The sequence below is a fragment of the Paenibacillus sp. Y916 genome, assembly GCF_056786435.1.
The window spans coordinates 770,069-790,340 of sequence record NZ_JBXCJA010000002.1 but is presented as its reverse complement, the minus strand read 5'-3'; the positions used below and the strand labels follow the sequence as shown (position 1 = coordinate 790,340).

General features: G+C 40.2%; 22 protein-coding genes. 10 read left to right on the top strand and 12 right to left on the bottom strand.

Going from position 1 to position 20,272, the window contains the following annotated elements:
• Window positions 1–115: 115 nt before the first annotated feature.
• Window positions 116–676, bottom strand: coding sequence for a PadR family transcriptional regulator (locus AC1TO9_RS08020; RefSeq protein WP_482058812.1), 561 nt, complete (start codon window positions 674–676; stop codon window positions 116–118).
• 14 nt (window positions 677–690) lie between these two features.
• Window positions 691–1,626: an NAD-dependent epimerase/dehydratase family protein gene (locus AC1TO9_RS08015; RefSeq protein ID WP_482058811.1), complete on the bottom strand. Its 936-nt coding sequence runs from the start codon at window positions 1,624–1,626 to the stop codon at window positions 691–693.
• 120 nt (window positions 1,627–1,746) lie between these two features.
• On the opposite strand from AC1TO9_RS08015, the gene AC1TO9_RS08010 reads away from it, so the two are divergent.
• The 4 genes from AC1TO9_RS08010 (at window position 1,747) to AC1TO9_RS07995 (ending at window position 5,422) form a co-directional block, all read left to right on the top strand.
• Window positions 1,747–2,016 (top strand): 2TM domain-containing protein, encoded by a 270-nt coding sequence (locus tag AC1TO9_RS08010; RefSeq protein WP_482058810.1) that lies wholly within the window; start codon window positions 1,747–1,749, stop codon window positions 2,014–2,016.
• 218 nt (window positions 2,017–2,234) lie between these two features.
• A complete protein-coding gene (locus AC1TO9_RS08005; protein ID WP_482054313.1) occupies window positions 2,235–3,248 on the top strand; it encodes an LLM class flavin-dependent oxidoreductase in 1,014 nt (337 codons plus the stop codon).
• Window positions 3,249–3,262: 14 nt separating this feature from the next.
• A complete protein-coding gene (locus AC1TO9_RS08000) occupies window positions 3,263–4,165 on the top strand; it encodes a LysR family transcriptional regulator (RefSeq protein ID WP_482054312.1) in 903 nt (300 codons plus the stop codon).
• Window positions 4,166–4,285: 120 nt separating this feature from the next.
• Window positions 4,286–5,422: a 5-methyltetrahydropteroyltriglutamate--homocysteine S-methyltransferase gene (locus AC1TO9_RS07995; RefSeq protein WP_482054311.1), complete on the top strand. Its 1,137-nt coding sequence runs from the start codon at window positions 4,286–4,288 to the stop codon at window positions 5,420–5,422.
• 157 nt (window positions 5,423–5,579) lie between these two features.
• On the opposite strand, the gene AC1TO9_RS07990 is transcribed toward AC1TO9_RS07995, so the two are convergent.
• Genes AC1TO9_RS07990 through AC1TO9_RS07980 form a run of 3 tightly spaced genes read right to left on the bottom strand, consistent with a single transcriptional unit; the run spans window position 5,580 to window position 8,199 of the window.
• On the bottom strand, window positions 5,580–6,485 hold the full coding sequence (locus AC1TO9_RS07990; protein ID WP_482054310.1) for an NAD-dependent epimerase/dehydratase family protein: 906 nt from the start codon (window positions 6,483–6,485) through the stop codon (window positions 5,580–5,582).
• Window positions 6,482–6,979, bottom strand: coding sequence for a hypothetical protein (locus AC1TO9_RS07985; RefSeq protein ID WP_482054309.1), 498 nt, complete (start codon window positions 6,977–6,979; stop codon window positions 6,482–6,484). The genes AC1TO9_RS07990 and AC1TO9_RS07985 overlap by 4 nt, the downstream gene beginning before the upstream one ends.
• 5 nt (window positions 6,980–6,984) lie before the next feature.
• Entirely contained in the window at window positions 6,985–8,199 is a 1,215-nt protein-coding gene (locus AC1TO9_RS07980) for a glycosyltransferase family 4 protein (protein WP_482054308.1), read from the bottom strand.
• Window positions 8,200–8,411: 212 nt separating this feature from the next.
• Here AC1TO9_RS07980 and AC1TO9_RS07975 point away from each other — a divergent pair, with 212 nt between their 5' ends.
• Entirely contained in the window at window positions 8,412–9,035 is a 624-nt protein-coding gene (locus AC1TO9_RS07975) for a DUF1796 family putative cysteine peptidase (RefSeq protein WP_482054307.1), read from the top strand.
• A 22-nt stretch (window positions 9,036–9,057) separates the two neighbouring features.
• The gene (locus AC1TO9_RS07970) at window positions 9,058–10,044 is read left to right on the top strand and encodes an SDR family NAD(P)-dependent oxidoreductase (RefSeq protein WP_482058809.1); all 987 of its coding nucleotides are present in this window, start codon (window positions 9,058–9,060) and stop codon (window positions 10,042–10,044) included.
• Here AC1TO9_RS07970 and AC1TO9_RS07965 read toward each other — a convergent pair.
• The 7 genes from AC1TO9_RS07965 to AC1TO9_RS07935 all read right to left on the bottom strand — a co-directional run bounded on the left by AC1TO9_RS07965 (window position 9,969) and on the right by AC1TO9_RS07935 (window position 14,449).
• The gene (locus AC1TO9_RS07965; protein WP_482058808.1) at window positions 9,969–10,367 is read right to left on the bottom strand and encodes a helix-turn-helix transcriptional regulator; all 399 of its coding nucleotides are present in this window, start codon (window positions 10,365–10,367) and stop codon (window positions 9,969–9,971) included. The genes AC1TO9_RS07970 and AC1TO9_RS07965 overlap by 76 nt on opposite strands.
• The gene (locus AC1TO9_RS07960; protein WP_482054304.1) at window positions 10,318–10,431 is read right to left on the bottom strand and encodes an FAD-dependent oxidoreductase; all 114 of its coding nucleotides are present in this window, start codon (window positions 10,429–10,431) and stop codon (window positions 10,318–10,320) included. Before AC1TO9_RS07960 ends, AC1TO9_RS07965 begins: the two co-directional genes overlap by 50 nt.
• 15 nt (window positions 10,432–10,446) lie before the next feature.
• The gene (locus tag AC1TO9_RS07955; protein WP_482058839.1) at window positions 10,447–11,199 is read right to left on the bottom strand and encodes a serine hydrolase domain-containing protein; all 753 of its coding nucleotides are present in this window, start codon (window positions 11,197–11,199) and stop codon (window positions 10,447–10,449) included.
• 23 nt (window positions 11,200–11,222) lie between these two features.
• Complete coding sequence (locus AC1TO9_RS07950) at window positions 11,223–11,801, bottom strand: TetR/AcrR family transcriptional regulator (RefSeq protein WP_482058807.1); 579 nt, start codon at window positions 11,799–11,801, stop codon at window positions 11,223–11,225.
• Window positions 11,802–11,930: 129 nt separating this feature from the next.
• Window positions 11,931–13,133 carry an MFS transporter gene (locus AC1TO9_RS07945; protein WP_482054298.1) on the bottom strand — a complete coding sequence of 401 codons (1,203 nt, stop codon included), beginning with the start codon at window positions 13,131–13,133 and terminating at the stop codon, window positions 11,931–11,933.
• 25 nt (window positions 13,134–13,158) lie between these two features.
• A complete protein-coding gene (locus tag AC1TO9_RS07940; protein ID WP_482054297.1) occupies window positions 13,159–13,749 on the bottom strand; it encodes a TetR/AcrR family transcriptional regulator in 591 nt (196 codons plus the stop codon).
• 121 nt (window positions 13,750–13,870) lie between these two features.
• A complete protein-coding gene (locus AC1TO9_RS07935) occupies window positions 13,871–14,449 on the bottom strand; it encodes an LURP-one-related family protein (RefSeq protein WP_482054296.1) in 579 nt (192 codons plus the stop codon).
• Between the two features lie 230 nt (window positions 14,450–14,679).
• Here AC1TO9_RS07935 and AC1TO9_RS07930 point away from each other — a divergent pair, with 230 nt between their 5' ends.
• From AC1TO9_RS07930 to AC1TO9_RS07915, 4 genes are all read left to right on the top strand, one after another.
• Entirely contained in the window at window positions 14,680–15,390 is a 711-nt protein-coding gene (locus AC1TO9_RS07930) for a response regulator transcription factor (protein ID WP_482054295.1), read from the top strand.
• A 32-nt stretch (window positions 15,391–15,422) separates the two neighbouring features.
• On the top strand, window positions 15,423–16,850 hold the full coding sequence (locus tag AC1TO9_RS07925) for a HAMP domain-containing sensor histidine kinase (RefSeq protein ID WP_482058806.1): 1,428 nt from the start codon (window positions 15,423–15,425) through the stop codon (window positions 16,848–16,850).
• A 129-nt stretch (window positions 16,851–16,979) separates the two neighbouring features.
• A complete protein-coding gene (locus AC1TO9_RS07920; RefSeq protein WP_482058805.1) occupies window positions 16,980–17,738 on the top strand; it encodes an ABC transporter ATP-binding protein in 759 nt (252 codons plus the stop codon).
• Between the two features lie 5 nt (window positions 17,739–17,743).
• Entirely contained in the window at window positions 17,744–20,155 is a 2,412-nt protein-coding gene (locus tag AC1TO9_RS07915; RefSeq protein WP_482058804.1) for an ABC transporter permease, read from the top strand.
• Window positions 20,156–20,272: the final 117 nt, after the last annotated feature.

Genomic DNA, 20,272 nt, shown 5'->3' with positions numbered 1-20,272 from the left:
CGCCGATGCAGCCAAATCTGGTTGCGTAATTATGAAATTGATTCTTGATACTCCATTTCTTATGTCTCGGCAGAAACGACATCAAGACGTTATGGATCATTCGCCTAATATATAGTTAACTATTTAATTCTTCAATACTTTCCTCGCACCACTGAATCAGCGCCCTAACTTGTATCTTTCCGTAGTTAGTCGTCATTAGCCAATACTTTAAATTTTCATCTAACGGGTGACAACTGCGGAGTGATACCTCTACGGTTTCGAATACTTGCAGCATCTCCTGCATCTTGTTCTTATACTCATCAATATGTCGGATGTTGACTTCAAGTGGAACATTATGACCGAAGAACAACCGTAGCAAGAGTTCGTTCTTTTTCTCGATAAAAGAGTGTTCCATCGGCATGCTTAACCAAGCAGCCAATGTCCGCTTGCCTTGTTGTGTTATTGTATATACTTTACGGTCTGGTCTTCCCTCTTGTGATTCCACATCCATCGTAACATCATTGTTCTCTAGAAGCTTACTTAACTGAGGATAGATCTGTCCGAAGTTCTCATTCCAAAAGTAGCTAGTGCTAAGCTCCATTTGTTTCTTAATGTCATATCCCGTATGAGGACCCAATGTCAAAACACCCAGTATTGCGTACATGCTGCTGTTCACTTTTCCTTCTCGACGCGTCAACTTGCTTCTGCCTCCTAATTAATCGTCTTTTCTTCTAAACTTCGATACCATGCTAATGTGCACTGGATCGCTTCTGTATGAGATGTCACCTGTGTACCGAAGGCCCGATCAAATTTCCCGTGATCCACTTTGAAAGGCTGATTGAACATATACATGATTTCCTTGAATTCCCTCATCATTGGCACGAACCATCCCATAACAATCAATATGAATCCCTTCGCGATACGAACCTTCGGTTTATGACCAGCTTCCTGATAAATTAAGTCTATCAACTGACGCGTGCTAACCGTGTCGGCAGAAGGTACATGCCAAACTTGACCGAGCGATTCTTCATTTTCGGATAGTGTTACTAATGCTCGCGCGAAATCATCGATAAAAATATGGGTATGAAGTTGGTCAATATCTCCAATAACTTCAGCAGGCTTTCCTGCTAGTGCTGCTCTAAATACACGTTCACCTAATGTAGATAATTGTACCTCAGGACCATAGAAGTCTGATCCACGACCAATTGTGGCTTGAATTCGTCCTTCCTTATGTGCTTGTAATACCATCTGGCTGAGAGTAGCACGAATACTTGTTTTTGATCCAATTGGTTTCTCTTGAAGATCTTCATGCAGATCGCCATACTGCGGTCCATAGGCATAAAGATTATCAGCATAAATCAATTTCGCTCCAGAGGAGGAAGCACCTTGAATGATTCCATGTTGAATTCTTGGCAGATCGGTGACCCATTGACTGTAAGGGAGTCCTGTACAATTATATATGACCTTGGCCCCCTGGCAAACATCTTTGCAAAAGCTTTCTTCCTTTGCATCACCGTGCACGAGTTCAACACCTGTAGGCAATTTTAGTTTCGATTTCCGATTAACCATTCTTACCTGTTCTCCATTACGCAATAATTGCCTCATGACAGCTAAACCTAATGCACCCGTACCGAAAATGATTTGCATGTTGGAGACCTCCTATGTATTATAATAATATATATTATTATAATACATAGGAGGAGATATGAATAGAAGTAATAACAGGTTATACAGTAAATTAATAAAATAAAGATGGGAGTTGTTTTATTGGACAATCATGAAAAATTTGAGCTAGCATTAAAAAGGGTTAGAGCATTAAAGGAATTTTATATTCACTTATTTGTATATATTTTAGTGAATTCAGGGTTAATTGTGATAAATTTATTATTCTCCCGAGACAGTATCTGGTTTATCTATCCATTGCTTGGGTGGGGAATAGGAATTGTAGCGCATGGCTTCTCTGTCTTAGGAAACGGCTTCTTTTTCGGTGATGATTGGGAGAAGCGGAAAATTGATAAGTATATGAATAGAAAATAAGCAACAACCTGTTGAATTCGATTGAGAGTATGAATTGGTTTTCATCAGAATTAAATGTTATAATTTAGTTCGAATTAGCTTATTGAATAGAACAGGACATGATATCCTTTTAGTAAGACAAGACTTACTTATTCATATCGATAAGCCCTTTTGAAGAAGGGTTTTTTTTATTATTACTTCAAGTTTTACACCATAGAGAAGAGGAGCAGTGCATAAATATGATTAAGTTAGGCGTACTTGACCAGGTATATGTTAATGAAGGACAAACGGCCACAGAGGGCCTTCATCAATCAACACGACTTGCTAAAGCAACGGAGGATCTAGGATACACTCGATACTGGGTGTCCGAGCATCACGCCATGCCAGCACTTGCTTTCTCTAGTCCAGAAGTACTCGTTGCTCATCTAGCAGCAGCGACCAACCGAATTCGTGTCGGTTCTGGCGGTATTATGCTCCCGCATTATAGTGCTTATAAGGTGGCTGAGAACTTCCGGTTGCTGGAAGCACTTCATCCCGGTCGTATTGATCTTGGTCTAGGGCGAGCACCTGGTGGTATGCCGCTTGCGACGAGAGCTCTACAACAGGATAAGTACGTTGATGTGAATAAATATCCCCAACAGGTATTGGATATTATAGGGTATCTAAATAATTCCATTCCTGCTGGACATCCGTTTGAGAAGCTAATAACTGCTCCAATCATTTCCACAGCTCCTGAAATTTGGCTTCTAGGTTCAAGTGGGGAGAGTGCGAGAATTGCCGCCACACTAGGTACCTCTTATGCTTTCGCGGAGTTCTTTGGCACGCCTGGTGGTGAAATGGCGACGCAACATTATAATGAGCATTTCGAGTCCAATCATGTATTGGAGGATCATCCACGTTCGATGATTGCAACCCTTGCGATCTGTGCTGAGACGGAAGAAGAAGCAAGTCAATTGGCGATGAGTAGTGATTTGTTATTCCTCGGTATTAGAACAGGGTTGGAGATCCCATTCTTACCGTCTGTTCAGACAGCAACGAATTATCCATACACGGAGATGGATCTGCAACATATTAAGGAGATTCGGAAACGTAGAGTGATCGGTACACCGGCTCAGGTGAAAGAGCAACTTCTACAAATGGGCAAGGATTATAATGTTAGTGAGATACTCCTTAATAGTCCGATTCACGATGAGAAGGCAAGAATCCATTCCTATAAGCTGATTGCAGATGCGTTTGACATGAATGTAAACTGAAAGGACTAGATCTATTGACTCTACAACAGCTGAGATATGTTATTGAAGTCGCTAATCGAGGTTCGATGAATGAAGCCGCAAAGCATTTATTTATATCTCAACCCAGTCTTTCCAATGCGATTAAAGATTTGGAAGAGGAACTTCAAATTACTATTTTTGATCGGACGAATAAAGGAGTCACTCTTTCGATGGAGGGTGCAGAATTTCTTGGATATGCACGGCAGGTGATTGAGCAGGCGGAATTACTTGAGGGACGCTATTTAGATGCTAAGCCATCACCACAGCATTTCTCAGTTTCTACACATCATTATGCTTTCGCGGTGAATGCATTTGTGAATTTGGTTCAAGAATATGGGCAGGATGAATACGAACTAGCACTACGTGAGACCAAAACCCATGAAATTATTGAGGATGTTAAAAGTTTGCGTAGCGAAATTGGGATATTGTATCTTAACGAATTCAATGCCAAAGTAATCAACAGGCTACTCCAAGCTGGGAATCTGCAATTCAACAGCTTATTTACGGCAGAGCCGCATATTTTTATTAGTAGTAAAAATCCCTTAGCTAAGCAATCCGTAGTTACGATAGAACAGCTTCAGCATTATCCTTATCTATCATTTGAACAGGGAGAGTATAATTCCTTTCACTTTTCAGAGGAGATTCTTAGTACGTTATCGCGCAATAAAAGCATTCGTGTAACGGATAGGGCAACGCTTTTCAATTTATTGATAGGCTTAAATGGATATACTATTTCTACTGGAGTGCTTAGTTCTGATCTAAATGGCAATGAAATTATTCCGGTTCCATTGGATTGTGATGAAACGATCAACGTCGGATGGATTTCCCATAAAAATGTGGCATTATCAAAACTTGCATCGGCCTATGTTGAAGCACTTCATCAAGCTATTATCGAATAATAAAAAGTATATAGTTTAAAGCTATAACTAGATATAGTATATTGGATTTACGTTATAACTGATATCCCGTGGTATATTTCTTTTAGACATTCAATTCAAAAGCTAAAGGAGATTACCCATATGAGCAACATTACAGAAAACGCAACACAACGAAAGGTTACTCCGTTCAGATATGATACAGTTGGTAGCTTTCTACGTCCTCAGGTGATTAAAGAAGCTAGATTGAAATTTCAGAACGAGGAGATTTCTGCTGACGAATTGAGAAAGATAGAGGATAACGAGATTATCAAGTTGGTAGAGAAGCAAAAGTCTGTAGGACTTCAGGCCGTTACGGATGGTGAATTCAGACGCTCTTGGTGGCATCTTGATTTCATGTGGGGTCTTGATGGCGTGGAGAAGGTTATTCTTGAAAAAGGATATCAATTTCAAGGTGTGGAAACAAGGGCTGAAACTGCACGGTTATCGGGAAAGATTAGCTTTTCCACTCATTCATTCGTAGAGGATTTCAAATTTTTGAAACAAGTTGCAGGTGATGACGTGATTGCCCGTCAGGCGATACCGGCACCCGCACAATTTCTTGCAGAGCTTGAACGCGGAGAGAATAAAGCGAGCACAGACGCTTATTATAGTAATACAGATGATCTGATAACTGATATTGCGAGTGCCTACAAAGCTGCAATTCTAGCTTTCTATGAAGCGGGATGCCGTAGTCTACAGTTAGATGATTGCACTTGGGGAATGCTCTGCGACAAGAACTATTGGGAAGTAAGGCAGCAGGAGGGAGCGGATGTTGCTGATATTGCGAAGCGATATGCTCGTGTCAATCAAGAAGCAATTACCGGGCTTCCTTCGGATTTGGTCATTACTACTCATGTTTGCCGTGGTAATTATCATTCAACTTGGGCATCCTCAGGCGGATATGAGCCCATCGCAGAAACACTTCTTGGTATTGAGAACATAGATGGCTATTACCTTGAATTCGATACCGATCGTGCCGGGGACTTTAAACCGTTGAGATTTATGAAAGACAAGCAGGTTGTACTAGGTCTGTTTTCTTCCAAAAATGGCGAACTAGAGGATAAGCAAGAAATCATCAAGCGCATTAAAGAAGCTGCACAGGTGGTGGATATCAATCAAATTTGCCTTAGTCCTCAATGTGGGTTCGCGTCGACAGAAGAAGGTAATATTTTGACAGAAGAGCAGCAGTGGAGCAAACTTGCATTCATCAAGGAAATTGCAGATGAGATTTGGAAGTAGTCGTTCAAAGCAGCCGTCCTATGCGCTTCATTATACACAATAAACTTACGCAGCCGTTATAGGTTGCGTTTTTTTTGAAGAATAAGAGCTTGACTAATGATAGGTTAAAAATGGGATATGCAGTTGATATATAATTATTGCATACCCTTTTGAGATTTTAAATAGAGTTATATGTTTCCATAAGTCCTTTTATCATGTCCACTTGCGGTTGCCACTGTAACTCACGGTAAGCCTTCCTACAGTCAAGACAACTATGACAGATATCACCGTCTCTGGCCGATGAGTAAGTAGTCTCAATTTCGGAACCGTGTATCTGTTTCAGCATTTGGACCAAGCTATTGATGGAAATACTGTGGCCGGTACTGATTTGAATGGTCTCCCGGTGACCAAAGGTTATCGCGGAAATATTGGCCTGAACGACGTCCTTAACAAATACGAAGTCACGGGTTTGTTCGCCGTCCCCATGAATGTGCAAGGGCATTCCGTCCTTAATTCTTTGTATGAAGACTGCAATGACGCCTCCTTCTCCCTTTGGCATTTGTCTTGGACCGTATACGTTACCGTAGCGAAGAATCGTATAAGGAATCCCATGCATCGTGGAAAAAATGCGGATATACGCTTCTGCAGTCCATTTGGACAAACCGTAGTAAGATATGGGTGCCGCAGGGTCTTCCTCGGAGATCAGATCACTCTGCAAGTTCCCATAAACAGCGGAGGTAGAGGAGAAAATCAATCTTTTAACGGAAGCCGCTCGACAGGCCTCAAGCAGGTTTACGGTTCCCAATATGTTGACGTCTGCATCAAAGCGTGGGTCGTTTATGGATCGCTGCACGTCCGCTTGGGCGGCCAGGTGGAATACAACGTCCGGCTTTTCGCTGATAATGATTTCATTACTCTCTTTGCTACGAATATCTTCCTTATGAAAAATAGCCTGAGGATGGACGTAGGATAAATGCCCGGAGTACAAGTCATCAATTACATGCACATCAAATCCGATAGCCAGAAGGTTATCTACAAGATGGGAGCCGATAAAACCTGCCCCGCCGGTCACAATAGCTTTCATAATTTCGATTTCCTTTTTATTTTCTTCACGTTATCGGTGGGTACAGAATCGGCTAAACGATAACCATTAAGCAATGTAGCAGTGATTAGTGCCCATTCCTTGTCATCGAATATATTGCCATGCTGGGATAAGGGAGCGGTGAATTGAGTGTTATTGTAGTCCGTAGGCATCGTTCTCAAGATCTCGACCGATGCTTGATCAGGGATAACATAATGATGAGGCAAGGAATCCCTAATTAGCGACCAAACAGAGCCATCAACGAAAGATCCGAACGTAGGCAGGGGGTTAGAAAATAAGGATTTGTAATAATCGCCGTTCATATTCAGCAGAACATCGAGTGAGGCCTGATCAGGAATGGTATAACCTTTCGGGAGTCTTCCCACGGCAAGTGGCCAGACTCTGCTGTCAACAAGTACATCAAGGCTCTTTAGCGGCGAAAGAAACAGGAAGTTATATGAATTTCCATCAATCTCATAAGTAGGTAACCTTTTCATATACATTACCCCTGTCTTCTTTTCTGGATAGCGGACTCATAAAGATTAAGCAATTGATCAGTCATAGCATTCATCGGCCATTGCTTCATGGCAAACTTCTGGGCGGCTATTCCGAGTTCCGTCCGATAAGCATCATTTTTTAGTAACTTCCTCAAACTCTTCGCTAATGCATCAATATCCCCTACCGGAGTAATTAAACCTGTAACCTTATGCTCAACCATCTCAGGCAAACCACCAGCATTGCTGACAATCGCCGCTTTTCCTGCAATTTGTGCTTCAATTACAGATATAGATTGATTTTCGATAAGGCTTGGTAATACAAAAATATCAGACTTGTGTAACAGTGCTGGAATATCGTTCCTTACGCCCAGAAACATGACGTACTTCTTCAGACCAAGTTCTTGACATTGTTTCAAAAGCTCCTCTTTTTTCTCCCCTTCTCCGACAATCCAGCAAACCCAGTCTTTACGTTTCTTCTTTAATTTACTAAGTGCGGATAAAAGAAAATGAATTCCCTTTAATTCTACCAATCGCCCCGTAAAGATAATGACTTTTTTGTCGGTAGGGCGAGCTAAGTCGCTTCCTATATGCATCCGGTTTATAAATGTATCTATATCGAATCCATAAGGAAACACTTTCACTTGTTCAGCGGGCACCTTATATTCACTAGTCAAAATGTCATGCAGCCACTGGTTAGCAACATGAGTGACCTCAGCGGAAGTGGCTCCTGTATGTTCAACCGCATCATAATAAGCATGGGCCACAAAATCCGTTGGGTGTTGAATTTTTCTAATCTCATGAGCAACGCAACCGTGTAATGTGGCTACTAGAGCAGTTTTTGGATGACGAATTCGAGCTATGGCAGTGGTGGATATGACATCTTGCGTGTGAATCACATCATAGTCATTTACATTGAAATAAGCAGCAGCTAATTCATACATATACCTTTGGAATTCAGCATAGTTGACTAGGGGGTTGGCATGAAGAACAGGATATGTGGTTAGATTCAACTTGGCTTTTAGCAACGGAAGCAGTTTGTCCTTTGAAAGTATTCGATTTTGATTCTGCATATAAATAAAAGAATTTGTGGCGTCGTCCCCATTTCCGAGAATATCCACTTCATGCCCCATGGATTCCAGCTTAGCTTTAAGCTGCACCATAAAAGGCCATACCCCTCCAATATGCGGAATGGGCCAGTATGTTGCTAGCAGTATTTTCACTGTCCATCTCTCCTCTATCCTATGATATTAATTTTTTTAGTATAGACTACAGTATATTGAGAAATAAGGAATAAGTTCGGGCGAAGTTATGGGCGAATAAGTCCAAAATTATAAAAATGGATGCTGTTACAATTACTTGAGTCCAAGCATTTTGGTGGAAGAGTGAATTTAATAGAGTAGAAACCTTAGTAAACGAAAGGTGCTGAGAGATTATGAGACTAGCGGAGTTAAAAGGGGAGTACGATAGTATTTTCAGTTTGGGAGATCTTTGTCTGGGTTCCATTCAGCTTAAAAAAAACAACTTAAGGTTATTTTCCGGCGTGTTAGATTGGGTGGGATCGCCACAGTTGTCGGAAGTAAATAGGTTGTTGATGAATAGATTTACAGGTTTTATGGAACTGGATAACTTGAGGGTAGTCGGAGATGCAGGCGAAGAAATGCTGCTTGTGTCGGAAAATGCCTATCATATTTTTTCCAACCATGATTTTACCAAAGCGAGCAATACTTACACTAACTTATTTGCCTATCCTGAGGTGAAACAAAAGTTTGACCGACGCATTCAGCGCTTTCTGGAGAAGATGGAAAGCTGTCAACGGATTCTTTTTGTCAGAACAGAAGGGAGCATTCAGGATGTATATGACCTTCAAACGGTTTTAACGGGACTTGTAAAGCATGATTTTCGGATTCTTCTCATTAATCATGCTCCTGTAGATGGAATTGTGGAATTAAACTGGCCACTAGATAAAGTATGTGCCGTTCAATTACCCGACGGAGAAAAATGGGCAGGTAATGATGAACTCTGGAAAACGATGCTTAAAGGAATTGACCATTTATAAAAAATAGGGGATGAGGAGAGATATGTTAACACAATCTAGTATTTTGGTTACCGGTGGAACGGGTTCTATTGGCTATGAACTGGTTACTCAGTTACTTTCGTATAATCCCAAAAAAATTATCATTTATACAAGGAATGAATCAGCACAAGTTGCGATGAAGCAGACCTTCAACGATGCTAGATTATCCTTTTGTATCGGTGACATCCGCGACAAGGAAGCGCTATTCAAAGCTTGCGAGGGCATCGATTACGTATTCCATCTTGCCGCGCTTAAGCACGTTCCCATTTGCGAGGAACAACCTATCGAGGCTTTGAAGACCAATGTGGGCGGTACGCAAAATGTCATTGATGCTGCATTGCATAATGGCGTGAAAAAGGTTATTAACATGTCGACGGATAAGGCGGCGGATCCGAGCAACTTTTACGGTATGACGAAAGCAATTGGGGAAAAGATGATGATTTTGTCGAATAATTTGAATACAAAGACGAAAATGATTTGCGTAAGAGGCGGAAATATTCTAGGGACCAGCGGAAGTGTGCTTCATTTATTTAAGAAGCAAATTCAAGATAAAAATCAAGTCGGTATTACGGATAAGAGGATGATCCGATTCTTCATGACGCTGGAAGAAGTCACCGGGCTTCTGGTTAAAGCCGCGATAGAAGGAATAGGAGGTGAAGTTTTTATCATGGCTATGCCTGCGTGTAAAATCATTGATCTAGCTGAGGTACTGATCGAGATGTCCGGGAAGAAGAATGTAGGGATAAAGGAGCATGGCATTAGACCAGGTGAGAAACTTAATGAACTTCTCATTTCCGAATACGAAAGTCACAATGCGGTACAATACAACGAGCAATTAATTGTCATACTTCCTACAATTGAGAATTCTCAGTTAAATGAGCATTATTCCAATTATCCTTCGCTTAAGAACAAGACCTATTCTTCCAATGATGTTCTGATGACCAAGGAAGAAATAAGGAAAATGCTGATTAAGAGCGGATTACTTTCCTGACAACAAGACAAATTCCAGTTGTGCGATTCTTTGCCTTCTAGTTTTTTAAATATTCGCGTAAAGTATCCGGCGTCATCATAGCCAACATACCCGGCAATCATATCGATCGAGCTGAGATCTTTTTTCAAAAGTATCTTGGCTTCATCTACCCTCATCCTATTCTGGTAATCAGTTAATGTCATTCCTGTTTCTTTCTTGAATTGTCTCGACAAATGTGAAGGATGCAGATGATACTCCTCGGCTAGTTGCTGTAGGTCTAACGGTTTACTGAAGTTAATTTTGATGTGCTGATCTTTTTTCGAAAACGGTCGCTTGTATGCCAATCTTGCGTAGGGCAAGAGCAACACATAATCCACCAATACCTGCTCCAATAACGATCACCTTCATGAACTAGAGTCTCCTTTAATCACATTTTGAGAGCTTATCAATGATTTGAAGAATCAATCGTATTCCTTTTCTATTGTAACGAAAGTGATTTAAACTTCCTATTAGATATGTATCCATGTCCGGATGGTAGAACAGAAACGTTCCTGTTGATCCGGCATTTCCCCACATATTATATTTCTGCGGCATAAATAAGGGGATGGTTTTGAAATTCATTATTCCATAACCATAATCAATACCAATGAAAAATTTCGTCCAATCCTTCTTCATACTTGCAAGAGTGTCTTCTTTAAGAATTCCATTATTCACTAATGCATTCATGAATGTGAGTAAATCCTCATTTGTAGACACAATTCCACCTCCAGCATAACTAATACTAAGGCTTTGGAAGTCTGTCATATTGATATTTCGTCCATATAAATGAGCTATAGGGTACTTGCTTGGTGTCGTAGGTTCAGAGCGATGAGTTAAATACGAGTGGTTCATCTTAAGAGGTTCAAAAATGTCTTGCCGAAGGACTTCGTGCAATGGTTTCGATGTGATTTTCTCAATGATTAATCCTAACAGATTATAGCCTGTATCTGAATAATGAAATCCTTTACCTGGTGGGAAATGTGAGTGCAGATGCTCTTTAGACCATTGAATGACTTCTTGCGGTGTCCAGAAATGAGAGGGATCATCAAACAGCATATCGAGCATAGATTTACCCTGTTTAGGCTTATCTTCGAGAAAACAATTTAAACCTGATGTGTGATTCAATAAGTGTTTTATTTGTATATCACTCCCATATGATATTAATCCAACCTTTCGATCTTGTGAGAGCGAACACCAGCAATGATATCTTTGCCCGTGCGTTCCATCATCGCAATTAACTTCTCCTCATCAAATCCATCTGGAAGCAATCCATTGACGTCCATTACGGATAAACCCATTTGAAATATTTGCATTTTTAATAGAATTCCCATAAGCTCCTTGTCTGTAAAGTCATGCATTTCAGGATCAAGTCTCATTTGTTCCAGAATGTTACCCACTTGTGGTTGAACATCACTCAAATAAGTATGGTTATTCATGATGAAGTCTTTAAAAATAACGCTATACTCTCGAGCAAACTTCAGACTGGCTATACCTATATTCAGAAATGGATTTGGGTTGTATTGTGTCATTAGCATCTGCTGGGAAACCTCATGAATTTTGTTCATCACTGCCTTTTTTAGCTCATAGATATCTGTAAAATTCACATAAATAGGGGCTATGGAGCTCCCCATATGGTCAGCAACCTTTCTTATCGTGATTTGATCAATACCCTCTGCCTTTGCTATTTCAAAAGCTACAGAAATGATTGTTTCTTTAGTAAACTTTCTCTTAGGTGCCATAAGCATCTCCCTGTTCAATGACCGTGAGCATGAAAAAGCGTGGTTGATGGTAACTACAAGAAATTACTATTAAGACATAAAGAAAGCTGCCGAGAATGTCTCGACAGCCTTAGTAGGTCATTCCCCATATTATTGTGCCAAGCTGCTAGCGGATTGTTTTTCTTTCCACATCATCGTAATGACAAGACCAATAAACATAATGACAGCAGCAAAGAGATACGGATAGTTGATGTTTACATCAAATAATATACCGGCTAACGCAGGTCCGACGATATTACCCAAGCTAGTATATGTTGAGTTCATTCCAGCGATAAATCCTTGTTCTTGTTCGGCAGTTCTTGATAAATAGGTCGTTAATGCTGGGCGTAGCAAGTCAAATGCGAGAAAGATGAAGCAGGTGATTAGCAGAATGGTTAAATAGCTAGAGACCATGGTGGATGCTACCGCTAATGCTACGCCAGCAATTAAGCATATTTGGATGAGTTTCTTTTCACCGAGTTTATCTACCATTTTACCAAACGCAAAGACCTGGACGATAACCCCGAAGATGGCGCTTATTGTAATAATGGTAGCAATATCTCGTGGAGTGAATCCAAATTTATGATCAGAATATAGACTAAATACAGTTTCATATGCAGATAAACCAAAGGCCAGTACAAATACAATAATAAAGGCAATAATGTATAGTGGTTGGAGTGAGCGTTTGAGATCACTTGCCAAGTTTGTCTCTTTTTTAAGTTGACTGATTTCCAAAAGCTGCTGCTTGGTCAGTGGCTCTTTGAGAATAAATAGGGATGAAATACCTGTTATTAATGCGAAGCCAGCAGCAAAGTAGAAGGGGGCACGAATACCCAGTTCAGCAATAAAGCCCCCGATACCTGGGCCAATAATAAAACCGGTACTAATGGCGGCAGAAATATAGCCCATCGCTTTCGGTCTTTCCTCTACAGAGGTAATATCTGCAACAAAGGCAGTTACGGCAGGCATAATAAAAGCACCGCTAATGCCTCCTAGAATTCTGGAAAAATAAAGAACCGATACATGTGTACCTAAACCAAAGATGATCTCCGATATACTGAAGAGGAATAAGCCAATTATGATCATTTTCTTTCTGCCATAACGGTCAATCCATCGTCCTGCAAGGGGAGACATGAGTAATTGTGCGAACGCAAAGGCCGCCATAAGATACCCCATCGATTGGCCTGATAAATGCATCATATTCATAAAGGATGGCATAACAGGGACGATAAGTCCGACTCCTAGAAAAACAATGAATATGTTACTTAATAGGATGAGTAAAACTGCCTTTTGTTCTTTTAATGGTTTCTTCATAAAGTAATACCTCTCTTTTGTAAAATCATATCTGTGAAATACCTCTCCAAAACACGGTCCATGAGGCATTTAGTTTATCGTTTAAACGTTGTTCATTATTACCATAAGCAAGCTCTAGCATGATCGAATCAACGATACCTAAGAAGGCAAGAGTAGGTACGGTGGCTGTATCTTCCATGATGGCTTTGGCATCGATCCATTCTTGAAATTTACTTTCTAGTACGGTTTGAATTTTTTGTTCCGAGTCGATTACTTCCTCACTAATCGCTATTGCAAGATGGAGAGGTGGAAAAAAAGACATACGTAGCCAAAACTTTAACTGTTCGTTCTGTTGAAACAAATCAATGACCAATTGCAGATATCCTAATAAATCTGCTTTGGGATTAAGGGGAACGACTTTACTCAAATAATGTAGTATCGATGAGATCTCTGTCTCTTTGGCATCATGTAAAACTTGCAGAAATAGATCATCTTTCCCTTTGAAATGAGCATAGAGAGACTGTTTCTTCATGCCGACATGCTCGGCAATTTGCGACAGAGATGCTCCCTCATACCCATGAATTGTGAAAAATTTCAAGGCGACCGCTTTAATCTCTGTACGTTTCAATCGAATCACCCCTATATTAACGAACGTTCGTCAGTTATTCTAGCAAATTTAATTATTAAATACAAATGCGAATTGAAATATATCAAAAAACCGCCCAGTCATAAATTCATGATCAAGGCGATTTAGTATATTATTGTTGTTTGCCTTCGATTGCGCTCATCAAGACGCTAGCCGCGATTCCAAGTCTGCGATCGAGGAGACGGTTATGATCCATGGAGAAATCAAGCTCAATTTTCTGAATGAAAGGATTAAATCGTTGGTTGAAAGTAAGCACGTCATATTGCCCCATTGTACCACGGAAGGACTGAGGTACGAGATTGGATAGAAATCTACGGATGATAGCCAGCAACATATTATCTTCTGTAATCAGTCCGACCTCAACTTCCTGAGTGTCGAGAATGGTCCATTCATCCTTGAGGATCGACTTCATCCCCTTTCTTCTTAAGCTGCCAACAGTCTCATTTCTTTGGGGATCGTAGACATCGTATGTAGCAGAGAAGTCAATTCTTGATCGTGCTTTTATAATTAGAATTTCTTCAGTCATGTCCTCGGAACTATATATTCGAATATCTTCCTTCAGTTTAAATGCCTTTTGTTTGACGTAAAAGGCTAGTCCGCCCTGAGCATCATAAATATGGAAGGCATCACCGAATATTTTGAAAACTTTCTTGCGAATTAAATAGGTGGGATGGTTATAGCGATCAGTCATAATAATAGTCTCCTTTATATTTAAACTTTTCTTATTATCTCATATTTTCAAGAAAGGGGAATCATGGAATTAATAACGATAATCACAGCTACTTTAATAATTCGCAAATAATAGAAAAACAACTTAGAATCTAGTAGAATAAGAGGGATTGAAAAAAAGTCGAAGATACCTGAACCGTTGCGTTGGACTTAAGGTTGTCTGTTGAATATTAGAGTGAGGGGTCATAATCTATGAATCGAGCAAGCAAGATTCTTATTATTGAAGATGAGCAAGATATTTCTCGTATATTACGAGATTATATAAGTATACATGGGTACGAGGTAGAGGTAGCGAACAACGGCGCAGACGGATTGCGGTGTGTTGATACATCAAATCCGGATTTCATAATTTTGGATCTTACGCTACCAGATGTGGATGGTATTGAACTTTGTCGTCAAATTCGAGATAAATGTACAACACCTATACTTATTCTAAGCGCGCGCGGAAGTGACACAGATAAAGTGCTAGGCCTTGGATTTGGTGCAGATGATTACATGACTAAACCATTCTCATTAAGTGAGTTGGTTGCAAGAATAAATGCTCATTTGCGAAGAGTTGAGGGAATGGTAAGTAAAAAAAAGAAATTAGACAGTGATGCGATACATATAGGAAATATTACAATAGATAAGAAAGCTTACATATTAACCGTGGACGATAAGGAAATTTCATTGTCTTCCAAAGAATTTGAACTACTATATTTTTTAGCCAATAATCCCAATCAGGTGTTTACTAAGAGCCAATTGTTAGACGCCATTTGGGGTTACACCTCTCTAGGAGATGAGAACACGATTACTGTGTATATTCGAAGATTAAGAGAGAAAGTGGAATCCGACCCGTCACATCCAATCTATATTAGAACGGTCTGGGGTGTTGGGTATAAATTGAATATGGATGAAATGTGAGATGGGAGCATTGTATGTATTTACGTGACTGGATGAAAAGATGGCATGCTTATGCCTTGATTAGTGTGATTGTGATGATAGGATGCGCGACATATATGTGGGTGAATCCTCTTGGAAGTGGACAAGCATCTGAACCGAAATATGTAATCAATCAAGTACGTATCCAAGTGAGTGATATCATGCAATATCTAGAACAACATCACGAGGATATTTCCGCGGACCCCTATATGCAAAAGACAGTGCGAGAGATGACCGAAGTCAGCGGTGTGAATCTTATTTATGCTCAATTAGACGGTAACGTAGCGTTTACGGTTCCTATAGATCAATCTATTGAACATATCGATGTGAGGACCTCGCTTCACTATGATTTATATACCTCAAGAGTAGATAAGGATATGTTCAAAATCGCCTTTCCTGTCATTGATGAAGAGTCTCAAGTTCAAGTGGGAAATGCAATTTTTACGATGCCTGAAAGTATGGTTCTGAACGAGAAATCACATTCAAAGTCTTGGATTCCATTCGTAATCATTATTGTATGTGGGATCATTCTAATCAATCTATTATTCATTCTTCTTCGCAAAATAAACGATCAAGCCATCAAGCCTATCTATCAATTGAAGAACTATTCCGAAGCGATTCTTAAAGGCAATTATGAACCGCAATTCACATATGGCAGAATGGACGAAGTTGGGGAAGTATATGCGATGTTCGATCAGATGAGAATAGAGATCATGTCACTGCACATCCAAAGAGCAGAACAAGATACAGCACAGAAAGAATTGATCTCTAACATTTCACATGATATCAAGACACCGCTAACCACTATAAAAGCTTATATTGAAGCTATTTACGCTGGGGTATGCCCGGATATTCCTTCTATTATGGAATACATGGAAGTGATGCAGACGAATGCGGATAAAATGGCAAGGTTGATTGATGATCTGTTAGTTCATGCCTTGAGTGAATTGGGACAAATTTCAGTTACTCTTACAGAGCAATATAGTCGAGACATCCTTCTGAACATTCTGAAACCTATTGGACATTATGTTCGAACTACTGGTGTTGTATTTACCGAACCGGAGCGAGAAGATGTTCCTAATGTATTAATTCATGTGGATGCAACTCGATTGGAACAGGTTATTTCAAATCTCATTGCTAATGCATTGAAACATACATCGGCCGGCGATACGATCCGTATTCACATCGAACTTCAACAGGAGCAGTTAACATTCACCATATCCGATACAGGAGAGGGAATTCTACCTCAAGATATGCCGTTTATATTTGAACGCTATTTCCAAGGAAGAGTGAGTTCATATCAAAGCATTCATCGAAATGAAGGAGCAGGGCTAGGACTCTCGATTTGCAAACATATTATTGAAGCGCACAAGGGTACTATCTCATTTACAAGTGTGAAGGGTCAAGGAACGGAATTCTTCTGTGCTATTCCATTGTGTTGAGACTAAGCGTAGTTGCTGTGCTGAACCGTATATTTTGTACCAGTAATATTTTGTTAATATATTGATAAGTATTTCACAAGATTAGCCCCTTACAATGAGTTTATACGGAAATAAGGAGAGGGCTTAAATATGTCAAAGCAAGTGATTATTAAGGGAACCAATCTATGCAAGACTTATTCAACTGGAAGCGAGCAATATCATGCCATACGTAATGTAGATATAGATATCTACGAAGGGGATTTCACCGTCATTATGGGGAACTCGGGTTCAGGAAAGTCTACATTGTTATACCTTCTAAGTGGGCTGGATAGCGTAACGGCTGGTGAAGTGCAATTTCAGGGGCAACACATTCATAAATACAAGGAAAAAGAATTAGCTGATTTTAGGGCGCGAAAGATCGGATACATTTATCAGAGTATTAACTTGGTGCCTGACCTTACGATCTTCGAGAATATTGCTCTACCAGGATACGTGGCAGGATATCTGAAGACGGAAGTGAAGCAGCAGGCAGTCTCACTCATGAGTAATATGGATATAGAAGGACAGCGAAATCGTCTGCCTGCCCAGACTTCGGGTGGACAGCAGCAAAGAGCGGCGATAGCTAGAGCGCTTATTAATTCTCCAGATGTCCTGTTCGCGGATGAGCCGACGGGAAGCTTGAATTACGATCAGGGTGTTTCGGTTCTGGATATTCTCACGAAGATGAATCGAGCGGGGCAGTCTGTTGTGATGGTAACTCATGACATCAAGGCTGCATGTAGAGCGGATCGATTAATATTGATTAAAGATGGTACTATTGGCGGTGTTCTTCAGTTCGACAAATATGATGAGCATTCTATTCGTGATAGAGAAAGTATCATCTTCTCTTATGTGTCAGGGAGGGAGTAGACGATATGTATGCTGTATGGATGCTCTGTCTGGCTAATTTAAGGAGAAAGAAATTACAAAATGGATTAATCGCTGTACTTATCATGTTATCCACGTTGCTTCTTGCAACCTCTGTCACGGTTATTCTGAATACAGAGAATGTATTTACAGAAATTCATAACGAAACGAAGGGATCTCATCAAATATTACATTTGGGAGGCGAACTACACGATCGGCATAAGGTACATGAGTGGTGGGATAAGCAAGAAGGGGTAACTGCATCTGAGTTGATGCCTTTTAGAACTTTAGCAGGGATAACACATCAAGGTAAAGAAATACCAGAACTATTTTTATTAATGATGGATACGCCGAAACGACTCTTTACTGTGGATAAGCTTATGTTCGCTCAGGGGGTTGAGAGCTTGCAACCCGAGATCGGAACGATATGGATTCCAACTTCGGCTGCATATACCCATGACATTTCAATAGACGATACGATTGGATTCAATACGGGTGATAGTGACTTTGAATTGAGAGTATCTGGCGTAGTGGTTGATATTCCTGAAGGAGGTCCTTTTTCAACGAGCGCTCGTATATGGATGAACAGTCAAGATTATAAGGAACAGTTAGATCATATGTCGGGCAAAGACATGTATATGATGGGGCTAAGATATGATGATTACAGTCAAAGTTTGAAGTATTGGCAGAAGTTTGAGGAAGATTTGGGTACCCCTTTTCTTGAATCAAGAATAGAGTTTGAGGTGATCTCTGCTTTCTATCTTATTCTCAATAAAATCATTGGGTTTGTGATGATTTTTCTTGGAGTCGTTATGATGTTAGTTGCCCTATACACGATTGGATATACTATTTCTGATGCGATACTGACCAATTATAGAACGATAGGTGTTATTAAATCATTGGGATTAACCTCGAAGAAAATGATAGGCATATATGTTGGTCAATATGGTCTACTTTCTATGATCTCAATTATACCGGGGCTAATCGTTAGCATATTTGTCTCGAGAATAATTATGGAGAGCTCGCTTTCTTATATGAAGACAGAGAATACCCCAATCGATATCCAATGGATGCCAATCGTCACTAGTGTTGGATTGCTAATATTGATACTCGTCATACTATGTGCGTGGGGGTATGCGGGCAAAGCGCGTTCTATTCAACCCGTGCAAGCGATCAGGTATGGCATGTCTGAAATAGATAGTAGCAAGATGACAAGACGATTGAATTCAGTAGGAACCAACAGAATGGGATTTGAACGGTATCCTGTCACATTTGTTATTGGAATGCGGAATATTATGAATAATATGAAGGGCTCCATCTTAATGATGGTTCTAGCTACCATTACATCCGCAGTACTAGTGTTCGGATTTCTTCTGTTGAGCAGTATCAGTTCAATTGGGCAGACATCGCCAAAGTGGGGGTATGATTCATCTCATATACTAGCGACAGTATATAATGATTCTGCCTTTGACCGTGCTACATTCGATAAGGAACTGCTGTCAGACCCAAGGGTAAAGAACATCAGTTGGATGGGGGATGTAGTGGGTGTCCTTCCTTCGGATGAGAAGCAAGATGGTAATGATTCCATATCGGAGTCGGTGAGTATCACTATGGCAGTTGCTAATGGAAGTTTTGATGATATGGGCTATACGACAATAAGAGGAACTAACCCCAATAATAAGAATGAAATCGCTATTGGTGTCAACGTGGCGAAGGCGCAAGGTAAAGATATAGGCGATGTTGTAGAAGTGTATATAGGGGGTCACAAACATACCCTTACCATAACCGGAATCTACCAGGCGATTAAAAATTTGTCCTATTCAGGTAGAATTACCGACAATGTCGTTAAATCGTACAATCCAGATTATAATGGGGCGGATACGACATTTATTAATCTACATGATAGTACGCAAGCTCATCTTATGGTAGATGAGATGAATGATCAATACAAAGACTCCCTTAAAGCATTGAATCAACAGACGTTACTGGATGCCACATTCAAAGAGGCTACAACTGTATTCAGTATTCCGTTTAGCATTATGGGGTTATTGTTCATCATGGTTACATTCATCATTATAGTGAGCACTTGCCGAATTAACATTAAGAAAGAAAGTAAAACTTACGGCATTTATAAATCCATTGGTATGACTTCTAGTTATATTAGATTATCTGTAACGGTAGGGATCATCATCCTGTCTGCGATGGGTGCGCTACTTGGTGGATTGGCTGGCGTATATTTGTTACCTAAGCTCCTCGAGAGTATTGTCTCTGATTATGGAATAGTTGATTTCCCTCTCGTTATCCAGTGGTGGGGCGTTATCGGCTTTGCGTTTCTAAGTATATTGGCTGCAGGTCTTGCTTCTTGGGTGTCATCGAGAGTGGTAAATACAACATCGGCCAGGATATTGGTGGTGGAATGAGTAACCACATCGTATTAGTTTAAATAACTTGCTATGAGACGCTTGGAAATCCAAGCGTTATTTTTTTATGTGTCTACTATTTACAAATTCGTGCGCAATAATTTACATTCCCTTTAC